The 22,086-nt window shown below is 61.1% G+C and carries 20 protein-coding genes and 1 pseudogene; 11 read left to right on the forward strand and 10 right to left on the reverse strand.

Annotation, left to right across the window (positions count from 1 at the left end; all coding sequences use genetic code 11):
- Positions 1-31: 31 nt before the first annotated feature.
- Positions 32-934, reverse strand: a complete 903-nt coding sequence (locus A4F85_RS11955; protein WP_063326697.1) for a LysR family transcriptional regulator — start codon at positions 932-934, stop codon at positions 32-34.
- Positions 935-1,045: 111 nt separating this feature from the next.
- On the opposite strand from A4F85_RS11955, the gene A4F85_RS11960 reads away from it, so the two are divergent.
- The 3 genes from A4F85_RS11960 (at position 1,046) to A4F85_RS11970 (ending at position 4,157) form a co-directional block, all read left to right on the forward strand.
- On the forward strand, positions 1,046-2,020 hold the full coding sequence (locus A4F85_RS11960) for a Bug family tripartite tricarboxylate transporter substrate binding protein (RefSeq protein WP_034391632.1): 975 nt from the start codon (positions 1,046-1,048) through the stop codon (positions 2,018-2,020).
- Positions 2,021-2,074: 54 nt separating this feature from the next.
- Entirely contained in the window at positions 2,075-2,932 is an 858-nt protein-coding gene (locus A4F85_RS11965) for a substrate-binding domain-containing protein (RefSeq protein WP_063326698.1), read from the forward strand.
- Positions 2,933-3,089: 157 nt separating this feature from the next.
- A complete protein-coding gene (locus A4F85_RS11970) occupies positions 3,090-4,157 on the forward strand; it encodes a porin (RefSeq protein ID WP_063326699.1) in 1,068 nt (355 codons plus the stop codon).
- A 156-nt stretch (positions 4,158-4,313) separates the two neighbouring features.
- Here the strand turns inward: A4F85_RS11970 and A4F85_RS30555 are convergent, their stop codons facing one another.
- Positions 4,314-5,504: a hypothetical protein gene (locus tag A4F85_RS30555; protein ID WP_156517009.1), complete on the reverse strand. Its 1,191-nt coding sequence runs from the start codon at positions 5,502-5,504 to the stop codon at positions 4,314-4,316.
- Between the two features lie 328 nt (positions 5,505-5,832).
- A pseudogene (locus A4F85_RS11980) lies at positions 5,833-6,252 on the reverse strand (integrase core domain-containing protein); the annotation flags it as partial.
- Between the two features lie 522 nt (positions 6,253-6,774).
- On the opposite strand from A4F85_RS11980, the gene A4F85_RS29615 reads away from it, so the two are divergent.
- The 4 genes from A4F85_RS29615 to A4F85_RS30565 all read left to right on the forward strand — a co-directional run bounded on the left by A4F85_RS29615 (position 6,775) and on the right by A4F85_RS30565 (position 10,700).
- Positions 6,775-7,896 carry a serine/threonine-protein kinase gene (locus A4F85_RS29615; RefSeq protein ID WP_082848191.1) on the forward strand — a complete coding sequence of 374 codons (1,122 nt, stop codon included), beginning with the start codon at positions 6,775-6,777 and terminating at the stop codon, positions 7,894-7,896.
- A 298-nt stretch (positions 7,897-8,194) separates the two neighbouring features.
- Complete coding sequence (locus A4F85_RS30560) at positions 8,195-8,644, forward strand: hypothetical protein (protein WP_156517010.1); 450 nt, start codon at positions 8,195-8,197, stop codon at positions 8,642-8,644.
- 167 nt (positions 8,645-8,811) lie between these two features.
- A complete protein-coding gene (locus A4F85_RS29620) occupies positions 8,812-9,348 on the forward strand; it encodes an ATP-binding domain-containing protein (RefSeq protein WP_082848192.1) in 537 nt (178 codons plus the stop codon).
- A gap of 2 nt (positions 9,349-9,350) precedes the next feature.
- Positions 9,351-10,700: a hypothetical protein gene (locus A4F85_RS30565; RefSeq protein ID WP_156517011.1), complete on the forward strand. Its 1,350-nt coding sequence runs from the start codon at positions 9,351-9,353 to the stop codon at positions 10,698-10,700.
- Positions 10,701-11,003: 303 nt separating this feature from the next.
- Here A4F85_RS30565 and A4F85_RS11985 read toward each other — a convergent pair whose 3' ends face one another.
- Positions 11,004-11,312 carry a hypothetical protein gene (locus tag A4F85_RS11985; protein ID WP_231890532.1) on the reverse strand — a complete coding sequence of 103 codons (309 nt, stop codon included), beginning with the start codon at positions 11,310-11,312 and terminating at the stop codon, positions 11,004-11,006.
- Between the two features lie 17 nt (positions 11,313-11,329).
- A complete protein-coding gene (locus tag A4F85_RS11990; protein ID WP_063326701.1) occupies positions 11,330-11,980 on the reverse strand; it encodes a S24 family peptidase in 651 nt (216 codons plus the stop codon).
- Between the two features lie 122 nt (positions 11,981-12,102).
- Between A4F85_RS11990 and A4F85_RS11995 the strand changes: the two genes are divergently transcribed.
- From A4F85_RS11995 to A4F85_RS12010, 4 genes are all read left to right on the forward strand, one after another.
- Positions 12,103-12,801 carry a hypothetical protein gene (locus tag A4F85_RS11995; protein WP_063327967.1) on the forward strand — a complete coding sequence of 233 codons (699 nt, stop codon included), beginning with the start codon at positions 12,103-12,105 and terminating at the stop codon, positions 12,799-12,801.
- 155 nt (positions 12,802-12,956) lie between these two features.
- Positions 12,957-13,523, forward strand: coding sequence for a hypothetical protein (locus A4F85_RS12000; protein ID WP_231890533.1), 567 nt, complete (start codon positions 12,957-12,959; stop codon positions 13,521-13,523).
- Between the two features lie 23 nt (positions 13,524-13,546).
- Positions 13,547-14,290, forward strand: a complete 744-nt coding sequence (locus A4F85_RS12005) for a hypothetical protein (protein ID WP_063326703.1) — start codon at positions 13,547-13,549, stop codon at positions 14,288-14,290.
- A gap of 28 nt (positions 14,291-14,318) precedes the next feature.
- Positions 14,319-14,999: a hypothetical protein gene (locus A4F85_RS12010; protein ID WP_231890534.1), complete on the forward strand. Its 681-nt coding sequence runs from the start codon at positions 14,319-14,321 to the stop codon at positions 14,997-14,999.
- 39 nt (positions 15,000-15,038) lie between these two features.
- Here A4F85_RS12010 and A4F85_RS12015 read toward each other — a convergent pair whose 3' ends face one another.
- The 5 genes from A4F85_RS12015 to A4F85_RS12035 all read right to left on the reverse strand — a co-directional run bounded on the left by A4F85_RS12015 (position 15,039) and on the right by A4F85_RS12035 (position 22,037).
- A complete protein-coding gene (locus tag A4F85_RS12015) occupies positions 15,039-16,205 on the reverse strand; it encodes a DUF4272 domain-containing protein (protein WP_063326705.1) in 1,167 nt (388 codons plus the stop codon).
- A gap of 96 nt (positions 16,206-16,301) precedes the next feature.
- On the reverse strand, positions 16,302-17,834 hold the full coding sequence (locus tag A4F85_RS12020) for a sigma-54 interaction domain-containing protein (protein ID WP_063326706.1): 1,533 nt from the start codon (positions 17,832-17,834) through the stop codon (positions 16,302-16,304).
- A gap of 82 nt (positions 17,835-17,916) precedes the next feature.
- The gene (locus A4F85_RS12025; protein WP_013803351.1) at positions 17,917-18,237 is read right to left on the reverse strand and encodes an ArsR/SmtB family transcription factor; all 321 of its coding nucleotides are present in this window, start codon (positions 18,235-18,237) and stop codon (positions 17,917-17,919) included.
- 153 nt (positions 18,238-18,390) lie between these two features.
- On the reverse strand, positions 18,391-20,913 hold the full coding sequence (locus A4F85_RS12030; protein ID WP_063326707.1) for a TonB-dependent receptor: 2,523 nt from the start codon (positions 20,911-20,913) through the stop codon (positions 18,391-18,393).
- Between the two features lie 86 nt (positions 20,914-20,999).
- Positions 21,000-22,037: a siderophore ABC transporter substrate-binding protein gene (locus A4F85_RS12035; RefSeq protein ID WP_063326708.1), complete on the reverse strand. Its 1,038-nt coding sequence runs from the start codon at positions 22,035-22,037 to the stop codon at positions 21,000-21,002.
- Between the last annotated feature and the right edge of the window lie 49 nt (positions 22,038-22,086).

Genomic DNA, 22,086 nt, shown 5'->3' on the forward strand with positions numbered 1-22,086 from the left:
CATATGCCGCATATGCAAAGCGTGCTGCAGCTCAGCCTTGAAGGATGTGTGCCTGCACCAGGCACTCCCGCAACGCCTGCGCCACAGGCCCCAGCACGCGGTCACGCCTTTGCAGCAGGCCCAGCGTGCGCCACACATCGGGCGCGGTCAGGGGTACGCCGCAGACCTGGGCGTGGTCCTGGCGCAGGGCGAGCTGGGGCACGGCAGCCAGGCCCAGGCCGGCTTCCACCAGGGCCAGGGCGCCTGTGACGTGGTTGCACTCGTGCCAGGCCACGGGCTGCTCGGGCAGGCCGGCCATCACCTGGTCTAGCAGCAGCCGGTTGCCGCTCTTGTGGGAGACGGAGACCAGGCGCTTGCCCGCCAGCTCGGCCCACTCCACCTGGCTGCGCCCGGCCCAGGCGTGGCTGCGCGGCATGGCCAGCACATAGCGCTCGCGCGTGAGCGCCTCAAATCGCAGCGACGGCTCCTGGCTGCCCGTGAAGCTCAGGCCAAAGTCCGCATCCCCGCGCAGCACGGCCTCCACCACCTGCTGCGCGCTCTCGTCGATGACGTGCACCTGCACATCGGGCTGCTCCACGGCAAAGGTCTTCAGCACGGGCGGCAGCAGATTGGTGGCCACCGAAGGCACGCAGGCAACCGTCACCCGGCCACGGCGCAGCTTCAGCTGGTCATCCACGCGCTGCACGGCCTCGTCCAGGCCGGCCAGGGCCCTGCGTGCCTCCTGCAGGAATTCATGGCCCACCTCGGTCAGTTCCACACGCCGCGTGGTGCGCTCCAGCAGCCGCGCGCCCAGCACGGACTCCAGGCGCTCCACCCGCCGGCTCAAGGCAGGCGGCGACAGGAAAAGCGCTTCCGCGGCCAGGCGAAAGCTGGCCTTCTCGGCCGTGGTCACGAAGGCGATCAATTCCCCCATGTCGAATTTGATGCGCTGCACGCAACAGTCCTTCCAAAAGTTGCAATTCACAGAATAACACCCGCTGCATAGGATGGCGCCCTTGATAACGCTGCCCCCTGAGGGCAGGCAAGACCAACAAACGGAGACGACATGCACCAACGCAGACTGATCGCAGGCGGCGCCCTGGCCGCCCTTCTTTCCCTGGCCGTGGGCACCGCCCAGGCCCAGGACTTCCCCCCCAAGAAACCCGTGGTCATGGTGGTCGGCTTCGCCGCAGGCGGCTCGGCCGACATTGCCGCGCGCATCATCGCCAAGAAGCTGGGCGAGAACATCGGCCAGAGCGTGGTCGTGGAAAACAAGCCCGGCGCAGGCGGCAACCTGGCCCACACGCAGGTGGCCAATGGCCCGTCCGACGGCTCGGTGCTGCTCTTCGGCTCCATCGGCCCGCTGGCCATCGCGCCGCACTTCATGAAGATCGGCTACGACCCCCTCAAGGACCTGGCCCCCATCACCATGGGCGTGAACTTTCCCAACGTGCTCGTCGTGCCTGCCGCCACGGGCATCAAGACCCTGGGCGAATACGTGGCCAAGGCCAAGCGCGAACCCGGCAAGCTGGACTTCGCCTCCACCGGCCCCGGCTCCGCATCGCACCTGGCCGGTGAACTGCTCAACGATGTCGCCAAGATCGACACCCTGCACGTGCCCTACAAGGGCGGCGCGCCCGCCCTGCAGGACGTGCTGGGCAACCGCGTGACCTCCTTCTACGCGGCCCCGCCCACGGCCCTGCCCCACATCGAATCGGGCAAGCTCATTCCGCTGGCCACCACGGGCCTCACGCGCCCGGCCTACCTGCCCAACGTGCCCACCGTGGCCGAGAGCTTCCCCGGCTTCAACGCCACCAACTGGTACGCCTTCGTGGCATCCGCCAAGACGCCCAAGCCCTTGCTGGACCGCTGGAACACAGAGCTGGTCAAGGTGCTGAACACCCCCGAAGTGCGCGACAACCTGCTCAAGCACGGCCAGACCGCCGCCCCGGGCACCCGCGAGGAACTGGGCCAGTTCATCGCCGCCGAGCACGCCAAGTGGGGCCGCATCATCCGCGAGCGAAAAATCACCGCCGATTGATTCCCTCGGCAGCCGTTAGCCGTTCCCCAACCATAAAAAACCAGGAGACAAACCATGACCGCCATCCGTTCCACCCCCCTGCAGTCCTCCGTGCCATCCACCCTGCGCCGCCGCACCCTGGGCGCGCTGCTGGGCGGCGCCCTCAGCCTGGGCCTGGGCCTGGGCCTGGCCCTGGGCGCTGCCACGCCTTCCACCGCCGCCGCAGATGAAATCCGCGTGGTCACCTCGGGCGGCTTCTCTGCCGCCTACGACCAGCTGATACCCCTGTACGAGCAGGCCACGGGCCACAAGGTCGTCACCTCGCGCGGCGCCTCCATGGGCAATGCGCAGGACTCCATTCCCAGCCGCCTGGCGCGGGGCGAGCAGTTCGATATCGTCATCCTCGCGGATGGAGCCTTGGACAATCTGGCCGCCCAAGGCAAGGTGGAAGCGGGCAGCCGCGTGGACCTGGCGCGCTCCATGATCGGCATGAGCGTGCGCAAGGGCACGCCCAAGCCCGACATCAGCACCGTGGACGCGCTCAAGCAGACCCTGCTGGATGCCAAGACCATTGCCTACTCGGCCAGCGCCAGCGGCACCTATCTGGCCAACGAACTGTTCCCCCGCCTGGGCGTGGCCGAGCAGATGAAGGGCAAGGCCACCCGCATCCTCAGCGAGCGCGTGGGCGCCGTGGTGCTGCGTGGCGATGCGGACATCGGCTTCCAGCAGGTCAGCGAACTGCTGCCGTTCAAGGAACTGGAATTCGTCGGCCCCCTGCCCGATGAAGTGCAGCAGCGCGTCTTCTTCTCCGCTGGCGTGGCCACCGGCGCCAAGAACCTTGACACGGCGCGCCACCTGATCCGCTTCCTGGCGGCCCCCGCCGCCGCACCCATCGTGCGCAGCACGGGCATGGAGCCGGCGGCCAAGCCCTGACGGCAGGCCCCTGGGCCCTCAAGGCCCTCAAGGCCCTCGACATAGAGGGGGCCTTCACCCCTCCCCGGTTCGACCTCCATTCAGCGGCATTGCAACGGCACTGCTGCGGCATGCCGCTGCCCCGCCCTGTCACCCACGCCACACCCTCGCCACACCCATGAACACCAAAACCCTGGTGCTGATCACCCTCGCCGCCGCACCGCTGTCGGCCCTTGCGCAATCCAGCATCACGCTCTACGGCATTGCCGATACCGGCGTGCGCTACACCAGCGGCCTCACCGCTGCCAACGCGGCCAGCAACACCTCGGGCGCCGCGCTGTCCAGCGGCGTCAACACCACCAGCCGCTTCGGGTTTCGCAGCCGCGAAGACCTGGGCGGCGGCATGTACGCCCTGTTCAACCTGGAAACCGGCCTGAACCTGGACACCGGCACCACCGCCAACTCCAGCAAATTCTTCGACCGCGCGGCCATCGTGGGCCTGGGCGGCGGCTGGGGCCAGGTCACGGCCGGCCGCCAGACCAACCTGCTGGCAGATGCAATCAGCCCCGTGGACCCCGTGGGCATGCGCTTCGCCGCCTTCAACCCCAACATCGCCACAGCGGCCCTGAGCAGCCACGGCCTGGGCGTGGAATACGGCAGCGCGGGCGCCACCACGGGCTCCTACCGGCTGGACAACTCGGTCAAGTACACCGGCCGCTTCGGTGGCCTCACCGCCCGCGCCATGTACAGCTTTGGCGAGACGGCGCAAGGCGGCTCCGCCCGCTCATCGGCCGGCGCAGGCCTGGCCTATGGCACGCAGACATGGACCGTCTCCGGCGCCTACCAGCGCTTCAAGACCGCAGACCAGTGGGAACTGAAAGCCGCCACCCTGGGCGCCAGCTACAAATGGGACAACCTGCGCCTTGCGCTGAACACCGCGCGCAGCGACGGCCAGACCAACGCCACCACCAGCCGCACCGTGCAGCGCGTGCACTCGCTGGGCGCCACCTGGTCCGCCCGCAGCACGCTGGACCTGACCGCCGCCCTGTACCGCGTGGAACGCGAACGCAGCGGCCGCGCCGCAGACGGCTACACCCGCGCCCTGCTGTTTGCGGAATACAAGCTGTCACGCCGCAGCAAGCTGTATGCGGAACTGGACCGCACGCACTGGAGTGGAGGGTTTCAGGGCGGGCAGAACAAGGATGTGGCTACGGGGGTGACTGCGGGGTTGATGCATAGCTTCTGAGGGGAGCTGCGAGCACTCGCCCCATTGCCAACTCAACCGCTCTGGGAGCAACACACACGGTCGGGTACGTGAGATTGTTCAAAACTACGCGCCCGTACCGCACGGCTGTTCGGGCTTCACTCGAAATTCGGGTGTAACGCGAAGTGCATCTATCCTTTATGAACCGGCATCGGCGGGTGTCACTAACGTCCACCCTCTCAGATAGTCCGCTTCCCTCATCTGGGCGGCTCCGCTACTCAAATCTAGAACTGCTTTCTCCTGCCCAGGAGGCAGCGATAGCAATGACTGGAAGGGTTCGTTCGCTAGAGCGGAGAGCAGTTTTGCGAAATTACCCTCATCCAGAGAAGCCGGCAGATCCTCTGCCATGAAGAGAGTAAGGCGTTGTTTGGATACTTCCCGTGCCTTTGCTATGAACAGGTCGAGCAAGAGTCGTACTTGTTCCGATCCAGATAGTCCACCGTACGAAACGGAAAAATCGTGACCAAGCTTCTTGAACGTGATTTCCATATATGGTCGACCGTCGGTTTTGACCTTCTTGGCCGTTGGCTCTTCTGCCTCATCATCGGAATCGTCGTCGGCTTGCGAGAACGTGAACTCGCCTGGCATGAGAACGCCTTTGCTTGTACGCGACAGTGCGATGAGTGCACTTTTGTCGAGATTTAGCACACGCATGAGGAAGTCCACGTCATCCTCCTCATCCAGCTTCTTACGGACCTCCTCAAAGCAGTAGATAACCTCGAGGTCGCCTGGGGGAAGAAGACACAGTTGCATGCCGTCCCATCGGCTTAAGACGCCCTCAGTTATTTCCAACTTCAACACTTTGCCTAAGGCATCAACGGTGGTGTAGGTCACTAGTGCAGAGAAACTGCACTTCTGTGTCCCGTCTGCTGCAGGTAGCCCGCTACTGGAAATAAATCGTTCGGCATGCCGAGCGTCTGTTATCGATGCAGCGATTTGCATCAGGACTGACTTGCCAGCACCGTTCTTTGCCGAAATCAGCGTGGAACGGCTAAGTTCTATCTTAGAAAGCGCCAAACGCTTTGGGAACACTTCAAATTCGATCGAGCTAACCCACCCTAAGGGCGACGGAATATCGTTCATCTGTTTTCGGACGCGCGCCTCCGCAAGCGCCTTCCAAGCGAACAGCATCGCGGCCGGATAGTCGCGGCCTTTATTCTTGTCGATCAGGACTGAGTGGTACTGACAACACCACAATCCATTCAACTCACTGCTGATGAAACCTTCATCATTGCCACCCCAGCCACGAGGGCCATCTTCGGCGGCGCTGTGTATGTGCGCTGCTACACCCATGTTCACCGCACCGTCGTCGGCATAGTACGGCCCCATAGTCGGGTTCGAACACCGAGGTATCGAGCATCTCCCACCTGCTTGTCGGTACAACAAGTCCCGAACTCCAGGCTTAAAGTCAATCCGCTTCTTCGTTTCTTTATCTTCCACTGTGTTCTCCCAAGCCTCGCCGCCAAGCGGACACAGAATACCTGGATTTGCTCGCGGTACAGCATGCCGGGGGCGATGAATTACCTCGGTTTTTGAGGAGGCTTCAACTCTTGAGAAGATGAAGCCATGAAGAAGTCGAGCAAGTTCTCGCCCGAGGTCCGTGAGAGCGCAGTCAGGGTGGCGCACTTGATGTTGCCCCCGTATTCCCGACCCCGCCCTATTCGCAATAAAGCGTCTGGTCAGTCCCTGCAGCCTGTTGCCGCCTGAACTCCCGAGGCGAACGCATTTTCAGCGAAGAATGCGGATGCACCTCGTTGAAGTGCTCGAAGGCCGCTGGCAGTTGCGCCAGTACCGTCTGCGCGTCACTCCGGTCCATGCGCGCCACATAGTCGCGCTTGAAGGTGTTGAGGAAGCTCTCGGCCATGCCGTTGCTCTGCGGGCTGCAGACGGGCGTGTTGATGGGCTTCAGGCCCAGCGCGCGCGCCAGTGCCCTCGTTTCGGCAGCGATGTAGGCGCCTCCGTTGTCACAGAGGAACTCCAATTCCTGGCTCTGCGGAACCGCTTCGACCGAGCCGAATCGGCGTTCGACGGCCTCGATGAGCATCTCGCGTACCGGCTCACCTGGCAGCCCTTGGCCAACAAGCTGGCGCGCATTGCGTGGGTGCAGGACCAGCGCCTGCGGCGCTGGTCCTGCACGACTACCCCTATTGACTCCGTATGCCTAGTCATATGCACAGTCCTGTTCCTATCTGCAAAGATAAGCGATAGGACGGGGCCGGGGAATCAGGGGGCTATCTCAGGGGTGGCGTTGTTACAAGCCAAGTTCGCGTGGTCGCCAGGAAGAATGGACCGAACGAAATAGGCATGCTCCCTGTTGGCCATGCTAGCTGGGAGTCCTTTGATGTTAGCTTGATAGGCGCAGTTCAGCCATGAGCAGAAGGCGACTAGCTATCCTTGGCGAACCACATCAGACTGTTGATTCAACGAAACCCAGGCATCCATGCACGCCAACCGAATCCTTGAATTTTTCACGAAACTTCCTTCTGCAGCTATAGTCTGGAAAGTCGGCGGCCAAAAGTGGCATCTCCATCAGGCTTGGTCAACTTCTATGCACTAAAGTGACGCGAAGCAGCAGGCAAAGGCAAAAAAAGGAACTACCATGGATTCAACTCAAGCGAGACAACTCACTGATTCTCTTATGGGAAATATAGTCGATGGATGGAAAATTGACAGTCCCATTAACCATGGGAAATCAGCAGTAGTTGTTCGCGGCTCCCGTGGTAGTGAAATCGCAGCCATCAAAGTTTTTCATCCTGAACTTATTGAACGCTTTGGACGAGACGCACAGCTCGAACGAATCGCACGAGAATGCACTTTAGTAGGTGAAAATCATCCAAATCTAGTCAAAATTTTAGGTGGTGGAGAGTGCAAGCTTACAAATCATCTATATGTCGCAATGGAGTACCTTCCATGGAGCAACCTTCAAGAACGACTGGGCGAAATCTCCACAAATAGTATAAGTCGTTTAATCTCCCAGCTGGCATCTGCAGCCATGTTCTTGGAGGAACGGAATCTAGCACATAGGGATATTAAACCCGAGAACATAGCAATTAGCGAAGACCTTAAAGTCATAAAGCTATTAGATCTCGGCGTTTTACGTCCATTTGGAGTTTCAGATCTTACTGATGCTGATCAACGCCATTTCATCGGAACGCTTCGCTATAGCTCACCTGAATTCCTACGACGCAAAGAGGAGCCTACCTTAGAAGGATGGCAGGCCGTAACAATATATCAAATCGGAGCGGTACTGCATGATCTTTTAACCAAAGAGCCTTTGTTCAAAGAATTTAGCGAACCATTCACGTTACTTGTCGAGGCCGTTTTACATGAGACCCCGATAATCTGGGGTGATGATCCATCTTTAATTCCTTTATGTCGCCACTGCTTACACAAAAATCCGAAGACCAGACTTGAATTGGTAAAATGGACTGACTTCGCCGTGAAGGAAGAATCATCCGTTGAAGTCTTCGACATTCTAGCCAAAATAAAAAATCGCCAAAAATATGCTCAAAATCATCAAGATCAAAGCAGCACCAGCCCGGCGGAGACTGCTCGTCTGAAGAAATTGCATCTAGATGCTTTTTGCAATCGCATGGAAAGCCGTCTATCTATTCTGATAAATTCTCTAGGCTGCTTCCCCCCAAAGCTACCACATCAGAAAGAGACAACGATGCCAATTATTTCACCATCAATCTTCAATTTGATAAAAATCAGGAATTAGGCCTAGACGCACATCTTTTTGTATTTATAAAAATAGAGATACTGGACAATAGCGAAATAGATGTTATTTACAGAAAAAGTATTGCCTCGGTTATCTCTCCACATGAAATCATTGATACACCAGTCGATTTCAAAAAAATAAATACTGGAACAGTCGATGAACTCCTTAGCGGGAAAGTGCTAGAGGCTTATCTCATAAAGACATTAGAAGCCGCCTACGTTGAGCTAGACAAACAGAGCAAGAATGGGTTACAGAATTCATGCCTCCTAGACTTGGCATAATTTAAGAAGGGAGAAAAATGTCTGATACTTGGTGGAAAGACCCAACCGACCTTACAGGCGAGCAATCCAATATACTTGATTTACCACTTGATCAAGATCTCTTGATTATAGGTCCACCGGGAAGTGGCAAGACAAACCTAATTTTACTTAGGGCAAATTATTTATTCCTTGGTCCGTGCCCAAATCTACAGATAGTAGTTTATGGGTCAGTGCTGAAGAAATTTATCAAAGTTGGCGGCGCCCAATATAAATTTCCAACTGATCGCATTATTACCCACAGCAGTCTTTTTATTAACTTGCTTAGAGAGCACGGGTGTGCACCGAACACCAATGGTCTAAAACCCAAGGAGGTTCGCCTTGCTTTATCAGAAGCCATGATGAATCTGATTGAAAGCGGAAAAATTGGCGCGGTATATGAAGCCATTGTTTTAGATGAGGCTCAGGATTACTCCCCGATGAAATTCTAGCGTTCCGGCATTTAGCTAAAATATTAATTGCATCAGCCGATATCCGACAAAAGATTTTTGATGTCCCAGATTCGGCAGATGTACTAAGCCAATGCATAAAAAACATCTACACGCTGAAGCTGCACTACCGCAACTGTCTAGACGTGTGCCGCGTCGCGGACGGAATCATGGTTGGAAAAAATGATCATGTTTCGCTCGTTAAACATAGCAACTATGATGAGGTAGCATATCCATCAAACGTGCGGGTAAACGGTGGGATCACCACAATTGAGCAAGCAAATAAAGCTATTGAACAAATAGAAAATCAACTTGTAGCATATCCGAGAGAGTTAATCGGAATTCTTGCGGTGAGAAACGAAGAGCTTAATGAGATTGCCGCCCACCTATCCCAATCTGCTTTATCCAATCAATTCACTCTGTGCCACAGTAATGATTTCGATCCAGATAAGCCGATTTGGCTCAGTACAATCAGTTCTGGCAAAGGTCTGGAGTTCCGCGCCGTTCATCTAATAGGTATGGACCATGTTTCCAAAACTGGGCCTGCTCAACGGCGTTTGAGCTTTACCGGCGTTACTAGAGCAAAAACAGCCCTTACAGTTTATCATCAAAAAACTCTACCTGGATATCTAGACGCAGCACTGAGAACAGTATGCAATCCGTCTCCAGCGCCCATTTCTAAATCTCGCCTTTTTGGCAAGGAATAACTATGTGGTATAGCACCGTAAATCGCAAAGAGTTTGTTGAAATATTTTCCTTGTCGTTGAGCAATCGCTTAAAGAAATCACTCAAAAAGGAACCTTCATTTTCTCGTGAGTTTGAATTAGGAGAATTATTGCTTGTCGGCTGGAAAGAAAATCCCTCGGAGCACTCATCTCTTCCATGTCTTGCGGTAGCCAGGGATTCTGATATCAGCAATCTTCTAGCTCTGGTAAACTCCATACCACAGGCACCGTCTCCTTTCACCGCTTTTTGCCGCATAATAGGAAAAAAAGAATTTCTGCAGTACGGAGACTCCCTATCTCTGGATTTTTCTCAAATAGGACTTGAACCGCTCTTAGCACTCTCATATGCAGAGGCTCTTTTTTTGGCGGATGGACAGATTCAACTCACTAGCTTGAGCCCCGCCATTTGCAAACGCACGCTCTCTTTCACTTGGGCAAAGGCTGTAGCATCCAAAATACCTATAACTCAATTCGGAAAAATGGTAGACGCCTGGATTGATGTTTATAAAATGACTACTGATCCATCAAGAATCGCGAGATTGGGCATAATGGTGGGAGCAATGCTTCCCGTTATACATACACTGTCTGAATTACTACTCGGTGAAAATAAAGATTTATCGTTAGAAACAGAATTCTGCCGAGCGTTAATGGATAACTCCAAAGAACGTCAAGAATTATCTTGGAAAAAACTCGCCGCACCATTTATTGAAGCAACGACACTCGCTAGTATTGCGAAAACCACCAGAGAAGAAAGGAGCCAAATATTCCAAAAAGCAATTAAATCCGGAGCCAGTCCATTTGTTACAGCTTTGATGGCCACCCAGATTTCCCCAGGAACGCTGGATCATATAGAAATTATGCTATCGCATAAAGATCCTAGTGCGGTATTTTGGTATGCCGCGCTCGCTGCGCTTGCACGACCGCACTCGGTACTTACGACTCAGACTTCATTAAGCTTACGTTTGGAAAGACTGATTTCTCAGCCTTCTGGGTTGGAAGATTATCCACAAGGCGACTTATCATACTCAGAACTGCAAGTACTCTCACGTTTGGGGCTTGAGCAGTTGAGCAGATATTTAGAGCATGCCGGAGAAATTAAGATCGAATTAGTTCCACTAATAGTAGGAATTTTTAGATTTTCAGGGCGTAGCGCACGGCCAGAAAATAATGAACAAGATCGGTTAACGCGAGAACGCCAAATTCGAGAACAGCAGCGAGAGAACTTACTATCTATTGCAAGAATGATTGAAGAATTAGCCTACTCCCAGGAAATAGACTCAAAATCTCAGGTTTACAAAAATCAAAAATCAACTATTAGACGAAAAACTTTTTGAACTTCTCAAAATCAAGTTAATATTCTTCTATTTTAAGAAGGCTTATCGCAAGGATGCGCAGAAACCATCCCATCGCTCCTAGCTTGGAAGCTATTTTCCGATTTTTCTTGCTATTTTATTGCTAGATATTTTTATGATTCATAATATTATTAGAAATATTATTCACAAAACGGAGGTTAACATTAACATATCAAATATGCCTCACAAAATTTCGTGCCAGCAATTGCATCACCCATTATTTCTAAGAATCACTATATTAAGCACGCCTAACAGACAGATTAACACCTAGTAAGTAATATTTACCTATCCAACATGACTGTTTTTCCAAGAGCGTTCGGACGCGAGACCTGCATCGATGCGAGAAATGAGACGAGCCTTACCTTCCCCCCCACGCCCACGCAGCAAGGTATCGATGTCCACGCTGAAGTAATCGGAAAACTTCTGCAGTGACTCCATCCGCACGCCGGTTTCCCCGGCAACGATGCGCTGCAAAGTGCCCTGCCCGATGTTGAATCCTGCATCCTTCATGTCACTGCGCAGGCGCCCTATTGCGGTGCCCCTGATCATCAGTGCTGCATTGCTGGCCAAGGTGGCGTTCACGAAACTGCGCATGCCAGCAGATCCCCTGCTCAATCGCGCGGAAACTTCCGCCGCAACTCCAACAAGGTTCCGATCACGGAAAGCTCGTAGTTGTCACTGCGCATAACCGGATGGTCCTGGTTGAGCGGCATCAGCTCGAAAACCTCCTCGCCGCTGTCATCGTGGCCGAGCAGCCGGTACTTGCGAAACAGAGTTTCATTCTTTCCGGACTTGGCGGCCACATAGTCGCCGGGCCGCGGCGTGACGGCAGGGTCGATCAGCACACGGTCACCTTCGTGGAACTCGGGGAACATGGAGTCGCCGTCGAGTTGAAGGAAGAAAGCCCCCTGTGAGGGACTGTCGTCCCCGAACTCCACGAGGCGAATCCTGCGTCGGCGGGACGGACCCGTAAAGCTCAGGGGAAAGGCGCGCCCAACGGCCGAGGCTGGACCATCTGCGGACACATCAACGTCCAAAAGCAGGTCTACGTTCAGGATTCTTCCGACCACGGGAAGCCACATCTTGTCCATGCGGCCCGTCTTGAACCAGCCATTGACGCCTTGGGGAGTGCACTTGACGCCCAACTCCTTCTCGCACAGCTCCGCGAGGCGTTTCTTGGTTTTCTTGCCATCCGCAGGCTGCCACCGGGCGAACGCTGCCCCCAATCTGACCCGCATCAGCTCCGCTGTTTTCTCAAGCATTGCTGGATTCTGCTTTTGACAATTGATACAAACCAATACTTGATTTAATAAAGCATTGCTGTATTAATTTAAGAAATCTACCAATTCATCAGCCATCGCAATTGGCCGCAACTTTGGAATCCATGCACATCACCCACCACTTCACTCCCGGCCTGCACTTCGCTGCGCGCTGGAAGTACGCCGCCCGCGCGCCGTCGGGCCGGGCCTGTTGGTCGCGGCTGCCGCTGGGGCAGCCGGATGCGGGCGGGGCCGATCCGCATGGCGCCTGGTGGTGTGTGCGGCGCTGCGCTGCCGTGCTGCGGCGGGAGATGTGGCAGTCGGTGCATCTGCCGCCAGGCATGCCCTTGCGGCCGGGGCCGGAAGATGTGGCGCTGGCTCTGCACGCGCTGATGCCGCGTTGGCAGGTGCAGCTCAGCGCAGGGGCCGGGTACAGTCCGCTGCAGTCCTGCACCCGGGCGCTGCTGGCGGGCGGCGGGGCCGTGCTGCAACTGCAGTCAGAGGCGCTGAACCGGCGCCCGCAGAGCACGTTCTGGGCCTGGGTGATTGGTGTGGAGATGCATCAGAGAATGCTGCCCGCGCCGGTGAAGCCATGGCCCTCATGCCGTGCGCCCCGCCCTGCCGCGCTGCTGACCATTCCCTTTGGCTGGAGCATGCCCTGGGCCTGCGGCTATGCGGCGCGGGTGCAGGTGAACCGCGACGGGCATTGCGATGTGGATGGCATTGACGGGCAGTGGCGCGAGTGCCGCTGCCTGGCCGCAATCACGTTGTCGCCCGCGCAGCGCGGCAATGCAGGGCCATTGACAGGGCACGCACCGTGTTGAAGTCCACCAAGACAAGGTCCCAAATGGCTGAGACCACGCACCTCACCCACCGCTTCACCCGAGGGCTTCGCTTTGACGGACTGTGGACTTACTCGGCGCTCACGCCTTCAGGCCGAGCCTATTGGGCACGACTGCCGGCAACCCGGGCAGGCGGCATGGCTGCAGCAGATCCACAGCGGGCCTGGTGGTGCGTGCGCCAGTGCGTTGCAGTGCTCAATCGCAGGCCCTGGCGTTCCGCGCATCTGCCCTCGGGCCTGCCTGCGCAGCCGGAATGTGGCGACGTGGCGCTGGCCCTGGGCGCAATGCTTGCGGGCTGGAACGTGAAGGTGCTGGATGAGCCCTCGACACAGGCGCCGCTGCTGCGCAGCACCGATGCGCTGCTTGCCGGTGGCTGCTCTTTGCTGCAACTGCAGACCGAGGATTCGAGCGATGGCGTGCAAGCCGTTTTCTGGGCCTGGGTGATCGGCGTGGAAATGCACGAGAGATTCCAGCGTGCCAAGCGCATTTCAGCCTTTGACATGCCCGGGCGCCCTGGCGCGCTGCTGATCTGGCCCTTCGGCTCGCCCCTGGCATGGAATCACGCCTTGAGGGTGACGGTGGATGGCGAAGGGCTGTGTGATGTGGATGGCCTGGATGCGCGCGCAAGCCGGTACCGCTGCACAGCGGCCATCACGCTGGAGCCACCGAGCAACGACATTGCCATCAACGGCGGCTTCTCCTGACCGGCTTTTCCTGACCCGAAGAAATGCAGAACTCCAATCTCACGCCAGAGCAGTACGAGCGGGAAATTCCGCTGGAGCCAAGTAGTCCCGGTCAACGCCTCATCAGCGGCCTGCTCTTTGATGATCACTGGCAATACAGAAGGCGTGCGGAAGCCGGCAAGACCAGTTGGACACAGCTGCCGATGGCCTCCGACCTTGCTGGCCCGGCCGACCCTTATGGCACCTGGTGGTGCGTTCGCCGGTGCGCCGTGGTTCTGGAGCAGCACCACTGGTTGTTCCTGCGGCTGCCCGTTCACCTGCCCCCGCTTCCCGGCGTGGAGGAGCTGGCGCAGATCCTTGATGTGCTGCTGCCCGATTGGGACGTGCAGGCACCTGATGAATGCGCCCGGACGCCCTTGCTGTGCGCCCAGGCAGTCGAGCAGGGAGGCAGTGCCTTGCTGATGCTGGAGTCACCGGAATGCGAAGGGCCCAAGCCGGGCATTTTCTGGGCCTGGGTGGTGGGGTACGAGCCGGAGCTGCCGTTGTCGTGCACCGACGATTGCGTTGCGTCCGACACGTTGCCGTCACCGGGTGCGCAGGCCATGGCGCCTCCCAAGGCTTTGCTTGCCCTGCCCTTTGGCTCGACCCTGCCCTGGTCCAGCGGGTACGCCACCCGGATCCAGGTGCAAGCCGACGGGACCTGCCTCCTGCATGATGCGGGCGGCCCGTGGCACCCATGCCAGTGGCTTGGCACGGTCACGCTTGCAGCCAGGCCCGCACCGGCCTGACGGTGGTGGATCTGCAGCCGCAATGCACATGCCCAGGTCTCCCATTCGTACCTTCATGCCCGGCCTGCGCTTCGATACGCAATGGCGCTACGAGGTGGGTACACAGACGCGCAAGACGCGCTGGGCCACACTGCCCACGGTTCCCGATGCCCAATGCCTGCCCGATCCGCTGGGCGCCTGGTGGTGTGCACGGCGATGCGCTGCCGTGCTGCGGCAACGGGCATGGCTGCAGGTGCAATTGCCGCTGCAGTTGACGCCACAGCCCGGCCCGCAAGAGCTGGCGCAGGTTCTGGCTTTGCTGCTGCCCGGCTGGAAAGCGCAGCTTGAGAATTTCCCCGCCCTCGCTCCGCTGCGTTGTGCCCAAGCCATGCAGCGGGGCGGCAGCGCCATGCTGCTGCTGGAAATGCCAGGTCACAGGTTTCGCTACCCGGCGCTCTTCTGGACCTGGGTGATCGGCATGGAGCGATCACCGCTGCGCCTGCGCTCTGCAAACAATCTCACGCGCCTCGAACCCTATCCACCAGCGCAGCCGCTGCCCGAAGCCTTGCTGGCCATGCCCGCCCGCCGCTCAAGGCCCGGCGCCAACCGCCACGTCACCCGCATCCAGATGGACGCCGCCGGGCGCTGTATCTCGGATGACGCCGCCTGGCCATCAGATGGATGCAGGTGGCTGGCGTGCATCACGCTGGAGCAGTTGGGCGTGGGTTGAGCTGTGGCCGCGGCAGCCAGGCGCCCTGCGCTGCACGCCTCAGGTCGGCGTATCCACGTCATCCCAGTCATTGCCCTCGAAGCGCACCAGCCAGTTCAGCGCATGGTGGCGTTCCATGAGCACGTCGGCGCTCAGCCCGGCTGGCGCGGGCTGCTGTTGCACCTGGGCCTGGCGCACGATCCAGTGCAGGCGGTAGTGCTGGTCCAGTGCGTCGAGGATTTCGCTGTCGGGCCGCATGCGTGCGGCATGCAGGGCGCCTTGCAGGTCGCCGGCCTGCAGCAGGGTGCGCGAGGTGAGCGGCACGTCGCAGATGGCATCGGGAAACGGCAGCGTATCGACCAGGCCCAGCGCCCATTCCAACAAGTACGCGGCTTCGTAGCGCCAGCCGAACTTGGCGATGGCCTCTTCGGAGGGCCGGGCAGTGGCCATGAATTCGCGCTCATTGGGGGTGAGCGCGGCCCGGGCGGCCGGCAGGCGCTGGAACAGCTCGTCGGGCGTGAGCGGTTCGCCACTGTTCCGTGCGTCGTTCAGTGATTCGGCGCGCACGGCCACGGCCAGCAGGGCGAAGGCGCGTGCGGCGATCTCGTCGGGCGCGCGCATGCGCAGTTCGGGCTCGGAGATCAGCGGCGGCAGGCTGGCCGATGGCGTGAAGCCGCGCTGCGCCAGCGTCTGCTCGCTGCGCTGCTTGCGCTGCCAGGCCTGCTGCGGATAGGGCAGCGCGGCCTGTTCATCGGGCTCGGCGCCGTTGGCGGCCAGCAGGATGCGGCCCTGCGGGTCGCGAATGCTGCCGTCCGCCAGAAATGCGATGGCGTTGGCGCGCTGCGCCCAGCCGGCAAAGGCATCGAGCTGGGCCGGCGCAATGCCCAGGCTCAGGTGCTGCTGCACACGCTGGATGTGGCGCATGGCGTGGTAGCGGTTGCGCGTCATCTGCCCATCGCCGCGCCCCAGCACATAGCCGACAAAGCCGGAAAGATGGGGCGCCAGCTCAGGGTCCGAAAGATCGCGGCGCCCGGCCAGCGTGTGCGGAAAGTCAAGCGCGGGAAGGTCCCAGACGGTGCAGTAGGCGTTGATGAGTACTTCGTCTTCTGCGGCATCCGACTGGGGTTCGTGCTGCTGGTGCTGGTTTTGCGGGTGTTCCTGTTGGCGAGCGGGCTCGGGGGCGGGCTTGCTGAATGCGGTCTTGAGGCGGGTGAGGAGGTTTTTCATGTTCACGGGATTGGTTCCGGGATCGGTTCCAGGATCGGGAGCGACAGGAATCACCCCGCCTCTTGGCCACAGTACGGCCTGCAGGCGGCGGGTGACTCAGCCCTGCAGCTCCAGCACCGCCATGCGGTCATACAGCGTGGCCCGCGAGATGCCCAGCTGGCGCGCCGTGGCCAGTTTGTTGCCGCTGTTGGCGGCCAGGGTGGCGGTGATGGCCTTGCGTTCCAGCTCGGCCACCTGCTGGGCCAAGGGGCGCAGCAGGTCGGTGTCGGCGGGGCTGTTGTGGGCAGGGGACGGGGCGAGCGCAGTCTCGGGGCCGGGCGCGGGGGCGGCGGGTTCCACGCCCGATGAGCGCAGCACTTCGCGCAGTTGCTCTGCGTTGATGGCGGTGTCTTCGCTGCGCATGGCGGCCTGCTCCAGCACGTTGCGCAGCTCACGGATGTTGCCGCGCCAGGTCTGGCCGGCCAGCAGGGCCAGGGCGTCGGGCAGCAGTTCGGGCGGGGGCATGTCGTTGCGCAGGGCCAGTTCTTCGGAGAGGACTTCGACCAGGGCCGGGATGTCGCGCCTGCGTTCGCGCAGCGGCGGCACGCGGATGGGCAGCACATGCAGGCGGTAGAAGAGGTCTTCCCTGAAGCGGCCGTCGCGCACCATCTGCGGCAGGTCGCGCGAGGTGGCAGCGACCACGCGCACGTCAAAGCGCACGAGCTGGTTGGAGCCCAGCGGTTCGATCTCGCCCTCCTGCAGCGCGCGCAGCAGCTTGGCCTGCAGGTTCAGGGGCATGTCGCCGATTTCGTCGAGGAACAGCGTGCCGCCGTCGGCCAGCCTGAACTTGCCGTCGCGCGGCTTGCGGTCGGCGCCGGTGTAGGCGCCGGGGGCAACGCCGAAGAATTCGGCCTCCAGCAAGGCATCCGGCACGGCGGCGATGTTGACGGTGACGAAGGGGCCGCCGGTGCGGGCCGATGCCGCGTGGATGGCATGGGCCAGCAGTTCCTTGCCGGTGCCGGTCTCGCCCAGCAGCAGCACGGGGCTGAGCGACTGGGCCGCGCGGCGTGCCTGGCGCTTGACCTCCACGGCCGCCGGGCTGCTGCCGACAAAGCTGGCAAAGCTGTACTTGGCGCGGCGCTCGCCCTGCACGGCCACGCGCAGGCTGCGGTTGCGCTGGGCGGCCAGCTCGCGCCGGGCCTCGTCCAGGTCGCGCTGCAGAACGGCGAACTTGCTGATGAGGGGCTGCAGCGTGGTCTCCGGCTGGTCGAAGAGCACGATGCCGATGGCACCGATGACCGCGCCCCCATCGTCCTTGAGCGGGATGCGGCTGACCACGAAGGTGCCGGCGCGGTTGGTGAGCAGGTCGATGAGTACGGGCTCGCCGGTTTCCAGCACGCGGCGCATGCGGGTGTTGGGGATGACGTCCTCGACCATGTGGCCCAGGAAGTCGTCCACCGAGGCCACGCCCAGGTCGGGCAGGAAGCGCTGGTAGCCCTCGTTGACCCAGACGATGCGCCCGGCCCTGTCAGCCAGGAACATGCCCTGGCTCATGGTGGAGAACAGCTGGAACATGGAGCGCGCTGCCAGCGCGAGGATGCCGTCGGCATCGAGCGGCAGGGGCTGGACCAGGGTGGGTGTGGGCGGCATGGATGGCATCCTAGCGGAGTCGCCTTGGGGTCCCCTTGAGATCCCTTGAGATCCCTTTTTGCAGCCTGCGGGTCTGCCGCGCTCAGCCCTGCGCGATGGCGACCTGGGCGCAGATGGCGCGGCACATCTGCGCCGCCTGCGCGTTGGCGATGAAGTAGTAGATGCTGACGCCTTCGCGACGCCGGCCCAGCACGCCGGCCTGGTACAGCGTGTTCAGATGCTGGGACATGTTGGGTTGCGTGGTGGTGATGTCGGCGAGCAGTTCGGTCACGTTCTTCTCGCCATGGCACAACACGCTGATGATCTTCAGGCGCACGGGCGCCGCCATGGCACGGAACAGCTCCGCAGCGCTCTCGAACACGCTGTCGTCGCTCAGGTCCATGCTGTCATTGCGGCTGTCCATAGGCGTCTGTCATCCTGGTAATGGCGGGTGGGCGGGTTGGGGGGCCGGCATGCTCGCCGCCCCATCGGGCTAGTTTATAGCCCGCAGGGCGGCAGCGCAGGCTCGGCCCGGCTCGGGCTCGGCTTGATCTACGGCAAGGCGCCGTGTCATCGCTCAGAAATCAACCGTGGCCGACAGCATGAAAGTGCGCGGTGCGCCCAGACCCAGGCTGGTCCACAGCGGCGTGGCCCAGTAGGCCTTGTTGGCCACGTTGGTGATGCTGCCGCGCAGCGTGAGCGGGTGGCCGGCCGCCGTGGTCACATAGCGCGCGCCAACGTCGAACACGGTGCGGCCCGGCACGGACAGCGAGTTGTCGGCATTGATGTACTGCCTGGATGCCGTGGTGGCATTGGCCGTCAGCGTCAGGCCCTGCAGGGCAGGCACGTCCCACTCCACGCCCAGCTTGCCCTGCAGCCTGGGCACGCCCGCTGCCAGCTTGCCCTGATTCACGCCGCCGGCCGTGCGGGTGAGCTTGGGCTGTACGTAGGCAATGCCGCCCATCAGGCGCACGCCCGTGGCCACGTTGCCGAAGAAGCCCCATTCCACGCCCCGGTTGCGTTGCTCGCCGCCGAAGGAGAAGACGTTGGAGACAGGATCGGTGTAGCCGTTGGGGCGCTGGATCTCGTAGAGGCTGAAGGTGTGGGCGAAGTCGCCCAGGTCCAGCTTCAGGCCCAGCTCCTTTTGCCGGGACTTGTAGGGAGCGAACACTTCGCCCGCGTTGGCCGCCGTCATGGGTGCGGTGGCGCCCTGGCTCAGGCCTTCGATGTAGTTGGCGTAGACCGAGACACGCTCGCTGGCCTTCACCAGCAGCGCGGCGGCGGGCGTGGTGGCGCCTTCGTCATAGCGCGAGGTGCGCGCGCCCGTGGCCACGTTGAAGGTGTCGCTGAGCACCTGCTGGCGGCGCAGGCCCAGGGTGAGCTGCACGCGGTCCTGCGCAAAAGACAGGGTGTCGGCCACGCCGATGCTGGTCAGCCGCAGTTCGGTGCGCGAGATCGGTGGCGCATTGAAGCTGGTGGCCGGGCCCCAGATGGGGTTGTAGATGTTGGTGATCCAGTCCTGGGCCAGCACGTTGCGGCGGCCGAACTGCTTGTCGGTATGCGTGTAGTAGGTGGCGTTGAGCGCCCACTGGTGGCCCACGCCCGCCGTCTGGAACTTGCCCTTGAGGCCGGCCTCGGCCGACTTCTTGTCCATCTCGAATCCCAGGTCGGCCAGGTTGGTGCGGTAGTCGCCGGCTGTGTTGAAGACCTGGATCAGGTAGGCGCCCGTGGAGCGGTACCGGGTTTTGCTGGTGCCCACGGCGGCATAGGCCGTGACGCTGTCGCCCAGGTCAAGCTCGCCGCGCACCATGGCGCCCTTGTCCTTGGTGTCGTAGAAGGCCCAGCTGGGGTTGAGCAGGGTGTCGGCCTTGGGCGGCCTGGGCACGGGCAGGCCTGCGGCCAGGTTGATGCCGCGGTTCAGGCCGTCGGTGCGGTCATCGCTGCTGTACAGGTCGGCCGACAGGCGCGCGCGCTCGCCGCGCCAGTCCAGGCCCAGCGAGGCCAGCCGGGTTTCCTTTTCCTGTTGGTTCACGGCGCCGTCGCCGTCGCGCAGCACGCCGTTGAAGCGGATGCCGAACTGCTTGCGCTCGCCGAACCGCCGGCCCAGGTCGACGTGGGCCCCCAGTTGCGCATCGGACATGAAGGAGGTGGTCAGCCGCGTCAGCGGCTCATCGCCCGCGCGCTTGGGCACGAGGTTGACCGTGCCGCCCACCGAGCCGCCAGGCGGCATGCCGTTGAGCAGGGCCGATGGGCCCTTGAGCACATCCACGCGCTCGAACATTTCAGGCGATGCGCGGTAGAACGGCGCCACGCCGAACAACCCGCCAAAGGTGACATCGCCGATGCTGGAGCTGAAGCCGCGAATGGAATAGTTCTCGCTGATGATGCCGGTCATGCCCGTGCTGAACACGGTGGGGTCGGCGGCCGAGATCACGTCGGTGATGTCGCGGGCCTGGCGGTCGGCCATGAATTTCTCGGTGTAGCTGATGGTGTTGAAGGGCGTCTCCATGAAGTCCTTGTCGCCCAGCAGGCCCATGCGGCCGCCCGTGGAGACCTGGCCGCCGGCATAGGCTTCCGGCGCCTGCTGAGCCTGTGCGCGCACGGTGACGGCGGGCAGGAGCACGCCGCCCTCCACGGGCGCTGCCGCGTTGCGGTCACGGCCCAGGGTGTAGCTGCCGTTGGCTTCGCGCAGCGCGCGCAGGCCCTGGCCGCGCAGCAGCTCGGCAAAGCCTTCGGCCACGCTGTAGCTGCCCGACAGACCTGCACTGCTGCGGCCTTGCAGCAGGCTGGAATCGATCGTCAGCTCCACGCCGGCCGCTGCGGCAAAGGCGTTGAGCGCCTGGCCCAGCGGACCGGCGGGGATGCTGAAGGCGCGGCGGACCTCGCCGGGTGCCGCCCCGGAGGCTGCTCCAGATGCGGCCCCCTGGGCAGCCGCCTGCGCCAGCGCGGACGGCATGGCCACGGCCAGGCCGCCCAGTGCCAGGCCTGCCATGCAGAGCATGTGCACGGCGATGGCCGTGTGCCTGGAGGCAAAGGCCGGGTGCGGCAAGGCGCGCGATGCGCCGTTGTGCGCGGGGCGGGATGGATGGCGTAGTGCCATGCGGGACTCCTTTCGATTCGGGTAGGCGTTGGGTGTTTCACCTTGTCTTCCGAACGAGAAAGCCAAACCCTCAATCGAGAATGCGATCAATTTGCAACCGCAGCGGCCACCGGGCCCGCGCCCGCTGCCGGCGCATCGCCGTAGCCCTTGAGCACGTCATCGACCATGAGCTTCACCGAGGTCACGCTGGCCGCCGTGACGTACCAGGCCTCTGAATCGACGAAGACCACGCGGTTGTTCTTCCAGGCGCTGGTCTGGCGCAGCAGCGGGTTGTCCATGCCTGCGGCGTCCATGCCGGGGCGGCGCTGCATGATGGCCGTGCGGTCGATCACGTAGAGGATGTCCGGGTTGGCCTGCTGTATGAATTCGCTGGAGATGGGCTGGCCGTGCAGGTCGGCCTCGGCCGCCGTGCTGGCGGGCTTGACGCCCAGCGCGTTGAAGACAAAGCCGTAGCGCGACTGCGGCCCGAAGGAGCTGAAGGCGCCGTTGTTGTGCATGACGATGAGGGCCGTCTCCGCACGGCCCTCGGTGGCGCGCCGGGCCTGGGCGACCTTGTCGTCCATCTCGGCGGCCTTGGCGCGCGCCAGGTCCTGCTTGCCGAAGATGCGGCCCAGGGTGAGCAGATGATCGCGCACGGTGTCCAGGTGCCGGGTGCCGCTGTTCCTGAAGTCCACGTCGAAATGCACCGTGGGCGCAAAGCCCGAAAGCTCCTGGTAGGCGCTGGCCTGGATGGGCGAGATCAGCACCAGGTCGGGCTTGAGCGCGTGCACGCGCTCCAGGTTGGGCTGGACGATGGAGCCCAGGTCCTGCACGCCGGCATCGTCCTTGTACCGGGCCAGGAAGTGGGGCACGAAGTCCTTGGGCATGCCGGCAATGGGCACGCCGAGCTGGTCGAGGAAGTCGGCCTCGTTCATGTCCAGCGCGGCCACGCGCTGCGGCGGGCGCTCCACCACCGTGGTGCCCAGCTGGTGCTGCACGGTGACGGGCTTGAACTCGCCGGCTGCCGCCTGGGGCGCTGCGGCCTGTGCCGACGGGCTGGCGGGCCGGTCGCAGGCCGACAGGGCCAGGGCAGCGGCCAGGGCCAACATGGAAGCGTGATGGGGAATGCGGAACAGACGGGTCACTGGCTTTCTCTCCTGAAAAATGGGATGCATTGCGTTGGGTGTTTTGGGA

It is taken from the genome of Delftia sp. GW456-R20, assembly GCF_001622915.1.
GTDB lineage: Bacteria > Pseudomonadota > Gammaproteobacteria > Burkholderiales > Burkholderiaceae_C > Comamonas > Comamonas acidovorans.